The 13,943-nt window shown below is 71.0% G+C and carries 12 protein-coding genes; 5 read left to right on the top strand and 7 right to left on the bottom strand.

Going from position 1 to position 13,943, the window contains the following annotated elements:
• Positions 1-207: 207 nt before the first annotated feature.
• Positions 208-777, bottom strand: coding sequence for a CGNR zinc finger domain-containing protein (locus ACIA6C_RS03545; RefSeq protein WP_399272611.1), 570 nt, complete (start codon positions 775-777; stop codon positions 208-210).
• Positions 778-926: 149 nt separating this feature from the next.
• Here ACIA6C_RS03545 and ACIA6C_RS03540 point away from each other — a divergent pair, with 149 nt between their 5' ends.
• Positions 927-1,385, top strand: coding sequence for a VOC family protein (locus ACIA6C_RS03540; RefSeq protein ID WP_399272609.1), 459 nt, complete (start codon positions 927-929; stop codon positions 1,383-1,385).
• A complete protein-coding gene (locus ACIA6C_RS03535; RefSeq protein WP_399272607.1) occupies positions 1,385-2,290 on the top strand; it encodes a pyridoxamine 5'-phosphate oxidase family protein in 906 nt (301 codons plus the stop codon). Before ACIA6C_RS03540 ends, ACIA6C_RS03535 begins: the two co-directional genes overlap by 1 nt.
• On the opposite strand, the gene ACIA6C_RS03530 is transcribed toward ACIA6C_RS03535, so the two are convergent.
• Positions 2,266-3,228, bottom strand: a complete 963-nt coding sequence (locus ACIA6C_RS03530; protein WP_399272605.1) for a hypothetical protein — start codon at positions 3,226-3,228, stop codon at positions 2,266-2,268. The two genes, ACIA6C_RS03535 and ACIA6C_RS03530, sit on opposite strands and share 25 nt — an antisense overlap.
• Before the next feature lie 208 nt (positions 3,229-3,436).
• The gene (pepN, locus tag ACIA6C_RS03525) at positions 3,437-6,010 is read right to left on the bottom strand and encodes an aminopeptidase N (RefSeq protein ID WP_399272603.1); all 2,574 of its coding nucleotides are present in this window, start codon (positions 6,008-6,010) and stop codon (positions 3,437-3,439) included.
• A 125-nt stretch (positions 6,011-6,135) separates the two neighbouring features.
• Between pepN and ACIA6C_RS03520 the strand changes: the two genes are divergently transcribed.
• Entirely contained in the window at positions 6,136-6,783 is a 648-nt protein-coding gene (locus ACIA6C_RS03520; RefSeq protein ID WP_361136887.1) for a DsbA family protein, read from the top strand.
• Positions 6,784-6,905: 122 nt separating this feature from the next.
• Here ACIA6C_RS03520 and ACIA6C_RS03515 read toward each other — a convergent pair whose 3' ends face one another.
• The 3 genes from ACIA6C_RS03515 to ACIA6C_RS03505 form a co-directional block, all read right to left on the bottom strand.
• Positions 6,906-7,562: a superoxide dismutase gene (locus tag ACIA6C_RS03515; RefSeq protein WP_361136889.1), complete on the bottom strand. Its 657-nt coding sequence runs from the start codon at positions 7,560-7,562 to the stop codon at positions 6,906-6,908.
• Between the two features lie 170 nt (positions 7,563-7,732).
• Complete coding sequence (locus ACIA6C_RS03510; protein ID WP_399272601.1) at positions 7,733-9,154, bottom strand: amino acid permease; 1,422 nt, start codon at positions 9,152-9,154, stop codon at positions 7,733-7,735.
• Positions 9,155-9,313: 159 nt separating this feature from the next.
• Entirely contained in the window at positions 9,314-10,723 is a 1,410-nt protein-coding gene (locus ACIA6C_RS03505) for an amino acid permease (RefSeq protein ID WP_366082340.1), read from the bottom strand.
• A gap of 287 nt (positions 10,724-11,010) precedes the next feature.
• Here ACIA6C_RS03505 and ACIA6C_RS03500 point away from each other — a divergent pair, with 287 nt between their 5' ends.
• On the top strand, positions 11,011-11,592 hold the full coding sequence (locus tag ACIA6C_RS03500) for a biotin transporter BioY (protein ID WP_361136895.1): 582 nt from the start codon (positions 11,011-11,013) through the stop codon (positions 11,590-11,592).
• Positions 11,593-11,667: 75 nt separating this feature from the next.
• On the opposite strand, the gene ACIA6C_RS03495 is transcribed toward ACIA6C_RS03500, so the two are convergent.
• Positions 11,668-13,110, bottom strand: a complete 1,443-nt coding sequence (locus ACIA6C_RS03495) for an amino acid permease (protein ID WP_399272598.1) — start codon at positions 13,108-13,110, stop codon at positions 11,668-11,670.
• 230 nt (positions 13,111-13,340) lie between these two features.
• Here ACIA6C_RS03495 and ACIA6C_RS03490 point away from each other — a divergent pair, with 230 nt between their 5' ends.
• On the top strand, positions 13,341-13,826 hold the full coding sequence (locus tag ACIA6C_RS03490) for a ribose-5-phosphate isomerase (RefSeq protein WP_366082338.1): 486 nt from the start codon (positions 13,341-13,343) through the stop codon (positions 13,824-13,826).
• The last annotated feature ends 117 nt before the right edge of the window (positions 13,827-13,943 follow it).

Below are 13,943 nucleotides of genomic sequence, written 5' to 3'. Positions count from 1 at the left end.
AAGTGACCACTGTTTGGGGAGACATGTCATTGACCGAGACCTGACATGGCGGACTCTCGCCACAGCGGAGGATGCGCCAGCGGGGATGCAACGGGGCATAGGGGGGCGACTTGCAGGGGTTGGTGAGTGGACTTGTCGACTTTCCGGCGGTGCGTCAGGCGTGAACCTGCGCCCGGACGCGCCGCCGGTGTGACAACTTCCGACCGTTCAGCGCACGCGCGTGCGCGCGTAGTGCCGTGAGGCCTTCGCCCGGTTTCCGCAGACGGCCATCGAGCACCAGCGCCGGGTGCCGTTGCGCGAGGTGTCGTGGAAGTGCAGTACGCAGGTCTCGGAAGCGCACTTGCGGATCCGGTCGGGCGCGGAGGCCAGCAGTTCCAGGTAGTCGCGGGCCGCGATCCAGGCCGGCCCCCAGGCGGGATCGGTGAACTCGGCCCGCTCGCCCGGCCCTTCGGCGGTCAGCGTGGCCCGGATCCGGCCGTGCTCCAGCACGGCGTCGACGAGTGCGCGCGCGCCCTCGTCGGCGGGGTCCGCCACCGCGCGGGCCAGCGACTCGCGGGCGGTCAGCAGGTGCACCAGGGTCGGGGCGTCGGCGCGGAAGCGGCCGGCCAGGCCGCTGCTCTCCAGCCAGACGGCGAGCCCCTCCAGGCGGCTCAGCCCGAAGGCCCCGCCGAACAGGTCCGCGACCTCGCCGTCCATCATCCAGCGCGTGTTCAGCAGGTCGAGGGAGACCGGCTCGCCGGTCAGCGGGCGCGGATCCGCCGGGCTCTGCGCCGTCATGAAAGGCCTCCTCGCCCGGTCCGCGACCCGTCTCCGGGCCTTCGCTAACCCGTCAAGCGTACGTGACCGGTTGACGTCGCCTTCTGTAACCCCTAAGTTGAATTTAGAAGGTTAGAAACCTCGCTGGACAACTCTGGAAGGGGGCAGCCGTGACGGCTGTCATCAGCACGCTGCGCACCGGCCACGTGGGCCTGAACGTCACCGATATCACCCGCTCGCTCGCGTTCTACCGGGACGCCCTCGGCTTCGAACTCCTCGGCGAGGGCAAGGAGGACGGCCGCCGCTTCGCCTTCCTCGGCCAGGGAGGCGACCTCGTCCTCACGCTCTGGCAGCAGGCCGAGAGCGGGTACGAGCCGGCCTCCGCGGGCCTGCACCACCTGGCCCTGTCCGCCGGGACCGTCGAGGAGGTACGGGAGTACGAGATCAGGCTGCGCCGTCTCGGCGTGCGGTTCGCCCACGACGGTGTCGTGGCCCACCGCGAGGGAGCGGCATCGGGCGGCATCTTCTTCCACGACCCGGACGGGACCCGCCTGGAGATCTCCGTCCCCAGCGGCGCCGAGGATGCTCCCGTACCCACCCCCGGGGCCCCGACCTGCGGATTCTTCTAATGTCCGGGTACCACTGGGGCTCCCTGGCCGTTCAGGAACAGGCCGGTGTCCGGGACCTCGCCGAGCACGTCGGCCGCTCGATCGGCGCCGACATCCGCGAGGTGGCCGCCGCCTTCCTCGCCCAGCAGCCGCACCTCGTCGTCGGCGCGTCCGACGGCGGGGGCCGGCTGTGGGCCTCCCTGCTCACCGGCGTCCCCGGCTTCGTACGGGCCACCGGGCGGCGCCGGATCGAGGTCGAGGGCGGCCTGCCGGAAGGCGACCCCCTGGCCGGGGCCCTCGCCACCACCGGTACCGCGGTCGGCACCCTCTCGCTCGACCCGCGCACCCGGCGCCGGATGCGCCTCAACGGCACCCTGGAGGCCACCCCGGACGGGTTCGCGGTGGCGGCCGAGCAGGTCTTCGCCAACTGCCCGAAGTACCTCCAGAAGCGCCGGCCCCTGCTGCGCGAGCGGACGGGCAGCGGTGTCGTCAGCCGCGGGGGCGTGCTCACCCCGGGCCAGGCGCGGGCCGTCCGGGCCGCCGACACGTTCTTCATCGCCACCACCGCCGGGCGCGACGGGGCCGACGCCAGCCACCGGGGCGGTCTGCCCGGCTTCGTGGAGGTGCACTCGCCGGCCGAGCTGTCCTGGCCGGACTACCCGGGCAACGCGATGTTCATGACCCTGGGGAACCTGGTCGCCGACCCCCGGGCCGGACTGCTGTTCCCCGACTGGGAGAGCGGGGCGGTGCTCCAGCTCAGCGGGCGGGCCCGGACCGAGTTCGGGGCCGGCGGCGAGCGGCGGGTGCGCTTCGTGGTGGAGTCGGCGGTGCAGAGCCTGCATCCGGGACGGCTGCTGTGGAGCGCCCCGGAATACTCCCCGGCCAATCCGGCGCTCCCGGATCACCGGGGCAGGACCACCAGGTAGGCGGCCGGCTCCCGGTCGACGGACGCCGTCAGCGCGGTCCGGACGACCGCCGCCTGCTGCTCGGGCCAGTCGCGCAGCTTGCGCGGGGTGATGTGGATGACGGTCACCCCGAGCCGTTCCAGGGCGTCCCGCTTGCGGACGGTCTCCGACCACTGCTCGTCCTCGCCCTGGCGGGGGGCCCGGGTGTCGATCTCGACGGCGACGGCTTGGTCGGGCCAGTACGCGTCGACCCCGCCGAGGTGGGGACCACCAGGCAGGCGCAGGTCCACGTTCCAGACCGGCTCCGGGAGCTCGTAGCCCCGTACGAGCTGGTACAGCCGGTCCTCCGCGATGGCCCGGCCCTCGGCGAGCAGGGACTCGACGGCGTCGACCACGTGCGGCCGGTTCAGCAGCCGGGCCACCGTCAGCTCCCGCACCACGGCGGCCGGTTCGCAGTGTCCCGCCCGGACGGCCTCGCTCAGCAGGCGGCGTACCGTAGCGGCGTCGGAGAGCCGGGCGACGGCGTCGGCGAGGGCGCGGGCCACGGGGGCGACGGGCAGGCCGGTCACCTGCATCGGCCGGGGCGGGGTGTGCGTGCGGATGATCCGGACGCCGCCGGTGGACCGCAGCCGGCGGGTGTTCGAGACGAGTACGTCGATGTCCGCGAGCGCCGTGAGCGCGGGGGCCGCGCCGAACCGGTACAGGGCGAGGGCGGCGAGCCCGGTGATCATGGCCTCGTCGGCTGTGCGGCGCCCGGCGTACAGCAGGGCGGCGTGCAGCCGCTCCTCGCTGGTCGGGGGGCCGGGGTGGAGCAGGAACACCCCCGGCAGGATCTGCTGCCAGGCCCGGCCGGCGGCGTCGGAGGCGCTGACGCCGTGCTCGCGGAGCTGCGCGAGGGTGAGCACGCGGGGGCGGCTGCCGGTGAGGTGGGTGAGGGGGAGGGGCGCGTTGTGGTTCATGCGGCGGAGATTCCCGCACTGCGGGGGCCCGCTAACCCCTGTTACGTTCCCGTCGACAAATCGGGACAAGCCCGCACTAAAGTACGGCCGTTCGAAAGCCGATACCGCCGTTCGCTTCCCGCCCGGACCGGCTGGTCACCGGCGACGACGTCCGGTGTCCGGCGCTGGGGCAGGGCCGGCCCGGCCGGGCGGGAAGCGCTCTGTGCGACTATCCGACGGCGGCGGCGCCGGTGGCGGCGCCCGCGTCACACGCCTGGGCGCGCAGCGCGCGGGCGAGGTCGTCCCGGGACTCGATCACCAGCCGCCGCAGCGCCGGCGGAGCCGACTCGCGCGCCGCCAGCCACGCGTCCGTCGCCTCCAGCGTGGCGGCCGAGTCCTGCAGGGCCGGGTACAGGCCCTTCACCACGTCCATCCCGATCTGGATCGACCGCTCGGCCCACACCCGCTCGATCGCCTCGAAGTACCGCTCCGTGTAAGGCGCCAGAAGGGCCCGCTGCGAAGACTGCTGCATCCCCGCGATCGTGGCCTCGACCAGCGCGTTCGACAGTGCGTCGGACTCCACGACCGCAGCCCACGCCTGGTCCTTGACCGCCGCCGACGGCCTGGCCGCCAGGCACCGCACGTGGTGGCGGCGGCCCGACGCCGTGTCGTCGCGCGCCAGTTCCGCGGCCAGGACGCCCTCGTCCACCGCCCCGTGCGCGGTCAGCGGCAGCAGGAAGTCCCAGCGCAGCTCCTGATCGACCTCCAGCCCCTCGATGCGCGCCGAACCGTCGAGCAGCCCGAGCAGCAGCTGGAAGTCGCCCTCCGTCGTGGCGCCCGCCGCGAAGAAGCGGGCCCAGATCAGCTGGTGCTCGGACGCCGGCTCCGAGAAGCGCAACTCCTGGAGCGCGACCGCCGACAGCACCCGCCCGCCCTGCTCGCGCCACTCGGGCGCCGCGTAGTGGGTGACGGCCGTCAGGGCCTGGTGGTGCAGCATCTGGAGCACCCCGAGGTCGCTCTCCCGGCCGGAGTGGGCCAGGACCAGCGAGACGAAGTCGCGGGCCGGCATCAGGGCGTCGCGCGTCAGGTTCCACAGCGCCGACCAGCACAGGGCCCGGGCGAGGGGGTCCCGTACGTCGCCCAGGTGCGTGCGCAGCGTCGCCAGCGAACCCTCGTCGAAGCGGATCTTGCAGTAGGTGAGGTCGTCGTCGTTGACCAGGATGAGGTCGGGCCGCTCCTGCCCGGCCAGTTCCGCCACGGCCGTACGCGCCCCCGCGACGTCCGCCTCGGTGCGTGCGTACCGCACCAGGGCGCCGTCCTCGAGCCGGTACAGGCCCACCGCGACCCGGTGCGGGCGCAGCTCGTCGCCCTCCTGCACCACCGCGAGTTCGCCGATCCGGCCGTCCTCGCCGTAGGTGACCTCCGGCGCCAGCGCGTTCACACCGGCCGTCTGGAGCCACGCCCGCGACCACTCGGCCATGTCCCGGCCCGAGACCTCCCCGAGCACCGACAGCAGGTCCTCCAGGGTGGTGTTCCCGTACGCGTTCGCCTTGAAGTAGCGCCGCGCGCCCTCCAGGAACGCCTCCCGCCCGACGTAGGCGACGAGCTGCTTGAGCACCGCCGCGCCCTTGGCGTAGGTGATGCCGTCGAAGTTCAGCTTCGCGGCCTCCAGGTCAGGGATGTCGGCCGTGATCGGGTGCGTGGAGGGCAGCTGGTCGGCCCGGTAGGCCCACGCCTTGCGGTTGTTGGCGAAGGTCACCCACGCCTGGTCGAACCGGGTCGCCTCGACCAGCCCGAACGAGCCCATGAAGTCGGCGAAGGACTCCTTGAGCCACAGGTCGTCCCACCACTTCATGGTGACCAGGTCGCCGAACCACATGTGCGCCATCTCGTGCAGGATGACGTTCGCGCGCCGCTCGTACGAGGCCTGCGTGACCTTCCCGCGGAAGATGTACTCCTCCCGGAAAGTCACCATGCCCGGGTTCTCCATCGCGCCCAGGTTGTACTCGGGCACGAACGCCTGGTCGTACTTGCCGAACGGGTACGGGTAGTCGAACAGCTCGTGGAACAGGTCGAAGCCCTGCTTCGTGACGAGGAAGACGTCGTCCGCGTCGAAGTGCTTCGCCAGGCCCTTGCGGCACATCGCGCCGAGCGGGATCGTCAGGTCCCCGCGCGTGTAGGTGTCCGTGACGTAGTGGTACGGGCCCGCCACCACGCAGGTGATGTACGTGGAGATCGGCGCGGTCTCGGCGAAGCGCCGGGTCAGCCCCTCCCGGGACTCCTCGACCCCGTTGCTCCACACCTGCCAGCCCTCGGGCGCGGTGACCTCGAAGCGGTAGGGCGCCTTCAGGTCCGGCTGCTCGAAGTTGGCGTACACCCGCCGGGCGTCGGCCGGCTCGTACTGGGTGTAGAGGTAGACCTCGCCGTCCTCCGGGTCCACGAAGCGGTGCATGCCCTCGCCGGTGCGGCTGTAGGCGCAGTTCGCGTCGACCACCAGGACGTTCTCGGTGGCGAGGCCGTCCAGGGCGATCCGCGAGCCGTCGAAGACGGCGGACGGGTTCAGCGCGCGCCCGTTCAGGGTGATCGTGTTCACCGAGGGGGCGATCAGGTCGGCGAACGTGGAACCGTCCGCGGTCGCGGCCCGGAAGCGGATCGTCGTCACCGACCGGAAGGTCCGCGGGCCGTCGGCCGGTTCGGCCTCGTCCACCGCCGACCTCAGGTCGAGGGACACCTCGTACCCGTCGACGGTCAGCAGCTCGGCCCGTTCGCGGGCCTCGTCACGGGACAGATTCTCTCCGGGCACCTGCACTCCTTCGTGCGTGATCGCGGTCTTGGCCGAATCCTCGCACGGGGGGAATGCGAGCGGCTCGGAGCCGGTTGGGGAGGGGGCAACGTGACCGGATTCGGGTGAACGACTTGAGGAGAGACATGGCCGACACGCAGGTGCGCGGGAAGACCCCGGTCGATTTCTGGTTCGACCCGCTCTGCCCCTGGGCGTGGATGACCTCGCGCTGGATGCTCGAAGTCGAGAAGGTGCGCGACATCGAGGTCCGCTGGCACGTGATGAGCCTTGCCGTCCTCAACGAGAACAAGCTCGAAGAGCTGCCCGAGCGCTACCGCGAGATCCTCGGCCCGAAGGGCTGGGCGCCGGTGCGCGTGGTCATAGCGGCCCAGCAGAAGCACGGTGACGAGTACACCGGCAAGCTCTACACGGCCCTCGGCACCCGCATCCACAACGAGGACAAGGGCGCGACCCGCGAGGTCATCGCCGAGGCGCTGGCGGAGGTCGGCCTCCCGGCCGAGCTGCTCGCCTACGCCGACTCCGACGAGTACGACGAGGTGCTGCGCGCCTCGCACAACGACGGCATCGACCGGGTCGGCCAGGAGGTCGGCACCCCGGTGATCTCCGTGCCCGGCGCCGACGGCGCCGAGGTGGCCTTCTTCGGGCCGGTGGTGACGCCGGCCCCGCGCGGCGAGGCCGCCGCCCGGCTGTGGGACGGCACCCTGCTCGTCGCGTCCACCCCGGGCTTCTACGAGATCAAGCGCACCCGTACCCGGGGGCCCGTCTTCGAGTAGGCGCCCCGGATCCGCATACGGAAGACCCCCGTGAGTCACGTCCTCACGGGGGTCTTCCGCTGTACACGCCCGCCGGTGAAGGTTGAGAAGACGATCACGAGGCGGCCGGGCCTTGGCGCCGATCAGCCCTTGACGGGGATCAGCAGCGGGGTGTTGGCCTTGGCGTCCGCGTAGCGCTTGGCGACGTCCTGCCAGTTGACGACGTTCCACATCGCCTCGATGAAGTCCACCTTCTGGTTCTTGTACTGCAGGTAGAAGGCGTGCTCCCAGGCGTCGAAGACCAGGACCGGCACCGAGGCCTGGCCGACGTTGCCCTGGTGGTCGTAGACCTGCTCGACGATCAGACGGCCACTGATCGGCTCGTACGCGAGCACGCCCCAGCCCGAGCCCTGCGTGGCGGAGGCCGCGAAGGTCAGCTGCTTCTTGAACTTGGCGAAGGAGCCGAAGGACTCGGTGATCGCGTCCGCGAGGTCGCCGACGCCGTCGGCGGCGGTCGGCTCGCCGCCGCCCTCGCCGGTCTTCGGGCTGGCCATGTTGTGCCAGTAGATGCTGTGCAGGATGTGGCCGGAGAGGTGGAAGGCCAGGTTCTTCTCCAGGCCGTTCAGCGCGCCCCAGTTCTCCTTGTCGCGCGCCTCCTCCAGCTGCTCCAGCGTGGTGTTGGCGCCGGCGACGTAGGCCGCGTGGTGCTTGTCGTGGTGCAGCTCGATGATCTGCGGGTTGATCACCGGCTCAAGTGCCGCGTAGTCGTACGGAAGCTCAGGAAGCGTGTAGATGGCCATGCGTGTTCCGGTCCCCTCGGCGTGCCAACTGCTTATTGCAACCAATGCGCAACTGCACGCTAACAGTATCTATTTCCGAACGCACGTAAGGGTCGCCTGCCTTCGTGCCGCGCACGACGAAGGCGCGCCCCGTGCCCCGCACGGAACGCGCCTCGGCTGCCGCGGATCGGTCAGGCGGCCGCGGTCCGCCGCCCGCGCACCAGGCCGGCCACCGCGAGGACGGCCGTCAGTCCGGCCGTGAAGACGACCTGGATCCGGGTGTCCTCGCCCAGGGCCATCAGGACCAGCACCCCGGCGACCCCGGCCAGCGCGACCCACGTCAGGTACGGGAAGCCCCACATCCGTACGACCAGCTTCCCCGGAGCCTCCCGCTCCAGGCGGCGGCGCAGCACCATCTGGGAGACGCCGATGAAGCCCCAGACGACGAGGATCACCCCGCCCACCATGTTCAGCAGCCAGGCGAACAGGGTGTCCGGGTACCAGTAGGACAGCAGCACGGTGACGAACCCGAAGCCGGAGGAGGCCAGCACCGCCCGGCGCGGCACACCGCCGCTGACCTTGCCCAGCGCCCTCGGGCCCTGGCCCCGGGACACCAGCGAGTGGGCCATGCGCGAGGAGCCGTAGATGTTGGCGTTCATCGCCGACATCAGGGCGATCAGGATGACCACGTTCATGATCTGGCCCGCGGCCGGGATGCCGAGGTGGTCCAGGGCGGCGGCGTACGGGCCGTGTTCGACCACCGCCGGGTCGTTCCACGGCAGCAGCGTGACGATGACCAGCATCGAGCCGACGTAGACGATCGCGATCCGCCACATGGTGGTCCGCACGGCCCGGGCCACGCCCTTGACCGGGTCCTCGGACTCGGCTGCCGCGATCGTCACCGTCTCCAGCCCGCCGTACGCGACCACCGACGCGAGCAGGCCGACGAGCAGCCCGTCCACCCCCTCGGGCAGGAAGCCGCCTTCGTGGACCAGGTGTGCGGCGCCGGGGGAGGAGGTCCCGGGCAGCAGCCCCAGGACGGCCAGCACCCCGAGGCCCAGGAACAGCGCGATCGCCCCGATCTTGAGGGCGGCGAACCAGAACTCGAACTCGCCGAAGTTCTTCACGGCGGTCAGGTTGCTGACGGTGAACACCACCATGAAGAGCAGCACCCACATCCACGACGCGGTGCCCGGGAACCAGCCCGTCATGATGTGCGCCGCACCGATCCCCTCGATGGCGACGCCGACGCACAGCAGCGTCCAGAACATCCAGCCGGCCGTGAACCCGGCCCACGGGCCGATCGCTCGCTCCGCGTGGACGGAGAACGAGCCCGAGGCGGGGTTCGCGGCGGACATCTCGCCGAGCATCCGCATCACACACATCACCAGCAGCCCGGACACGGCGTACGCGAGCACGATCGAGGGACCCGCCGCCGCGATGCCGGCGCCGGAGCCGACGAAGAGGCCGGCGCCGATGACCCCACCGAGGGCGATCATGGACAGGTGGCGTTGCTTGAGGCCGCCGGCGAGGGGCGATCCGTGGCCGGTCCCGGGCGGCGCCTGCTGTTCGGGCGGGGCGGTGGTGCTCTCGTCGGCGGTGCTCTGACTCATGGCGCCATCTTGCCCACCGTCCGATAACCGGATGCGCCGTGTCCATCATGCGGACAGTGGGCCCGGTTGTGGGCCGGGCGATGGGCCGGGCGATGGTCCGGGCGGTGCTCGGGTGGTGGACTCGGGCGGCAGGCTCATACGGTGCCCGGCAGGGCTGCGTCAGGCCCGGCGGGCCCGCAGTTCCCGTACGCCCGCGATCGCCAGCACCACCGCGGCCGCCCCGGAGGACCACAGCAGCTGCGGCCGCGCCGAATCGTCGAACAGCATCAGCACCAGGACCGCCGCCATGCCGAGCAGCGCCGCCCAGGTGAGGAACGGGAAGCACCACATCGGCAGCGTCAGCCGCTCCGGCATCTCCCGCTCGATCCGCCGGCGCAGCCTCAGCTGCGAGACCGCGATCAGCGCCCACACGAACAGCAACACCGCGCCCACCGCGTTGAGCATGTAGAGGAACACCGTGTCCGGCCACAGCAGGTTCAGCACCACCGACACGAACCCGAACGCGACCGACGCGAACACCGCGCGGCGCGGCACCCCGCCCCCGGACACCTTGAGCAGCCCCTTGGGCGCCTCGCCCCGCTCGGCCAGCGAGAAGACCATGCGGGAGGACCCGTACAGGTTGGCGTTCAGCGCGGACAGCAGCGCCACGAACACCACGATCTCCATGATCTGGCCGGCCGACGGGATGCCGATGGAGTCCAGCACGGCCACGTACGGGCTCTGCCCCGGCTCCAGCGAATCCCAGGGCAGCAGGGTCACGATCACCAGCATCGAGCCGACGTAGAAGAAGAGGATGCGCCACACCGCGCTGCGCACCGCGCGGGCGACGGAGCGGGCCGGGTCGTCGGACTCGGCGGCCGCGATGGTGACGACCTCCAGGCCGCCGAAGGCGAAGACGACCGCGAGCATGCCGGCGACCACCCCGCCGAAGCCCTTGGGGAAGAACCCGCCGTGGCCCGTCAGGTTGCCCACGCCGACCGGGTCGGTGTCGGGGAGCAGGCCGAAGACCGCCAGCGTCGCCAGGATCAGGAAGAGCACGATGGCGGCGACCTTGAGGGCCGCGAACCAGAACTCGAACTCGCCGAAGTTCTTCACGGCGGTCAGGTTGGTGACGGTGAAGACCACCATGAAGATCAGCACCCAGACCCACTGGTCGACCGCGGGCAGCCAGCCGTTCGCGATCTTCGCTGCGCCCGTCGCCTCCACGGCCAGCACCACGACCAGCAGGAACCAGTACAGCCACCCCGCCGAGAAACCCGCCCACCGCCCCAGCGCCTTCTCCGCGTAGACGGAGAACGAACCGGACGCGGGCATCGCGGCCGACATCTCGCCGAGCATCCGCATCACGAGCATTGCGAGGACGCCGGCGAGCAGGTACGAGCAGATGATCGCGGGTCCGGCGATCGAGATGCCGGCGCCGGAGCCGACGAAGAGCCCGGCGCCGATCACTCCGCCGAGACCCAGCATGGTCAGGTGGCGCTGCTTGAGGCTGTGGCTCAGGGGTTCGGGGGGTTCGGGGGAAAGCCCGTCCGCTTGGGCGGCGTGCTTGTCGGTCAGGCGGTCGCGCATGAGGGTGGGCTCGTACTCTCGTTCGGCCTGGTGGCGAGGGGGATTCGCGCAGATTGGAGGGACCCTACAGTCTCGCCGGAGGGTGTTCGTCTACGCAAAACGGACGTGGAGTCTCTAGTGGGTCGTGATGGGGATCACTGCAACTCTGGTATGGGGAAGGGTTTTTGTCCACTCCCCACCAAACCGCGCAGTACGGCTTGTTCCTGGCGGCGGTGGGGCGGCGCCCGGCCCCGGACTAACGTCGATGATCGTCCCGTCATCCGATCACCCCCACGCGGAGTCCCCTGATGAGCACTGCTTCCGTCTCCTCCCGGCCCGGCGCCGTCCTCGCCGACCTGCTGCCCGCGAGCCGCGTCCGTGACGTGGCGCTCGTCGTCGGCGGAGCCGCGCTCATGGGCGTCGCCGCCCAGATCTCGGTCAAGGTGCCGGGCCTGATCGTGCCGATCACCGCACAGACCTTCGCCGCACTGCTCGTCGGCGCCGCGCTCGGCGCCGGCCGCTCCTTCCTCTCCATGGCGCTCTACACGCTCGTCGGCATGGCCGGCGTGCCGTGGTTCGCGCACGGCGCCTCGGGCGCGGGCGGCGCCACCTTCGGCTACGTGCTCGGCATGCTCCTCGCCTCCACCGTCGTCGGCGCCCTCGCCCGGCGCGGCGCGGACCGCTCCGTCCTGCGCACGGCGGGCACGATGGTGCTCGGCTCGGCCCTCGTCTACGCGGTGGGCGTCCCGTACCTGGCCCTGTCCACCGGGATGTCCCTCGGTGCGGCGGTGGCGGGCGGCTTGACCCCGTTCCTGATCGGCGACGCCGTCAAGGCGGCGCTGGCGATGGGCCTGCTGCCCGCGACGTGGAAGCTCCTCGACCGCCGCTGAGCCGCCGTACGCGAAACGGAGCAGCCCCGGACCACGAGCGTGGTCCGGGGCTGCTGCGCGGGGGGTTCCCCGGGACTACGCGGGCGTGTGGGCCCCGGCGGCCTTGCGGCGCCAGTCGCGGACCGCGCCGATCACCAGGACGACCGCCGCGACCAGCAGCGACAGCATCACGGTCTCGCGGTTGTCCTTGTCGTAGACCATGTAGGCCAGGACGAAGGTGATCATGCCGGCGGTGATCCAGGTCAGACCCGGGAAGAGCCACATCTTGACGGTGAGCTTCTCCGGCGCCTCCCGCTCCAGGATCCGGCGCATCCGCAGCTGGGTCAGGCAGATGACCAGCCACACGAAGAGCGCGATCGCACCCGAGGAGTTCAGCAGGAAGTCGAAGACCGTGTCCGGGAACGCGTAGTTGAAGTACACGGCGAGGAAGCCGAAGACCACGGACCCCAGGATCGCGGCGGTCGGCACACCGTTCTTGCTCACCTTGGCGAACGCCTTCGGGGCGTCACCGCGCTCGCCCAGCGAGAACGCCATGCGCGAAGCGGTGTACAGGCCCGAGTTCAGGCAGGACAGCACGGCCGTCAGGACGATCACGTTCATGATCTGACCGGCGTGCGCGATGCCGATCGAGTCGAGGGCGGCGACGTAGGAGCCCTTGTCGACGATCGACTTGTCGTTCCACGGCAGCAGGGTCAGCACGATGAAGATCGAGCCGAGGTAGAAGACGCCGATGCGCCAGATCACCGAGTTGGTGGCCTTGGTGACCGCGCGGCGCGGGTCCTCGGACTCACCGGCGGCCAGGGTGACGATCTCACTGCCCATGAACGAGAAGACGACCATCAGCACACCGGTGAGGATCGAGCCCCAGCCGTTGGGCATGAACCCGCCGGTGTCCGTGAGGTGCGCGAATCCCGCACCCGGGTTGTCCGAGCCCGGCAGCACGCCGAAGACGGCGAGCATGCCGACGATCACGAACGCGCCGATGGCGACGACCTTGATGCCCGCGAACCAGAACTCGAACTCGCCGTAGGAGGCTACGGAGCCGAGGTTGGTGACGGTCAGGACCGCCATCACGATCAGCGCCCATCCCCACTGCGGGACGGCCGGTATCCAGCCTTCGAGGATCTTCGCGCCGGCGGTGGCCTCCACGGCCAGGACGACGACCCAGAAGAACCAGTACAGCCAGCCGATGGAGAAACCGGCCCAGCGGCCGAGCGCGCGGTCGGCGTAAGCGGAGAAGGAGCCCGAGTTCGGGCTCGCGGCGGCCATCTCGCCCAGCATGCGCATCACGAAGACGACCATCGCTCCGACGAGTGCGTACGACACGAGGATGGCGGGACCGGTCTTGGCGATGCCGCCGCCGGAGCCGACGAAGAGTCCTGCTCCGATGACGCCGCCGATGGCGATCATGGACAGGTGGCGGTTCTTGAGACCGGCCTTCAGACCATCGGAGGGCTTGGCGTCGCCGGGGGTGCCGGAGGGGTCGCCTGCCTTCTGAAGGGTCGTCGTGGAGCTCATGGACGATTCCTTAGGTTCTCGGGTTGCGAGTCCCGGCATTGAAACCTGAGATGAACGCCAGACGGAAGACCTCCTTCCGGAAGGTTGCCCGGGGCTAAAGTCCGGGACCTTCGTCCCACCCCGTCCCGTCTGGGTTGTTGGGCATAATTTGAGCTTGGCGAGTGACCCATGCCACACCCCCGCCGCCACCCTCCAGCGGCAGTCCAGGCCGGCCGTGCCACACTCGACCCATGCGCGTGTACCTCGGATCTGACCATGCCGGCTTTGAGCTGAAGAACCACCTCGTGGACTGGCTCAAGGACAACGGCCACGAGCCCGTCGACTGCGGGCCCCACATCTACGACGCCGTCGACGACTACCCGCCGTTCTGCCTGCGCGCCGCGGAGAAGACCGCGGCGGACGCCGACAGCCTCGGCATCGTCATCGGCGGCTCCGGCAACGGCGAACAGATCGCCGCGAACAAGGTCAAGGGCGTGCGCGCCATCCTGGCCTGGAGCGTCGAGACCGCGAAGCTCGGCCGTGAGCACAACAACGCCAACGTGATCTCCGTCGGCGGCCGGATGCACACCCAGGACGAGGCCGTCGGCTTCATCGAGGCCTTCCTGGCGACCCCGTACTCCGGCGAGGAGCGCCACACCCGCCGCATCGACATGCTCACCGCCTACGAGACCACCGGCGAGCTCCCCCCGATCCCGGCCCACCACCCCCAGGGCTGATCGCACGCTCCAGCCGGGGCGGGGGGGCGGGGGGGGGGGGGGGGGGGGGGGGCGCGGGGGGGGGGGGGGGGGGCGCGCCGGGGGGGGGGGCGCGGGGGGGGCCCGGCCCGCCGGCCC

It is taken from the genome of Streptomyces sp. NPDC051578, assembly GCF_044454045.1.
Taxonomy (GTDB): domain Bacteria; phylum Actinomycetota; class Actinomycetes; order Streptomycetales; family Streptomycetaceae; genus Streptomyces.
Note: the sequence above shows the minus strand (reverse complement) of the source record. Positions and strands in the feature narration are given on the sequence as shown.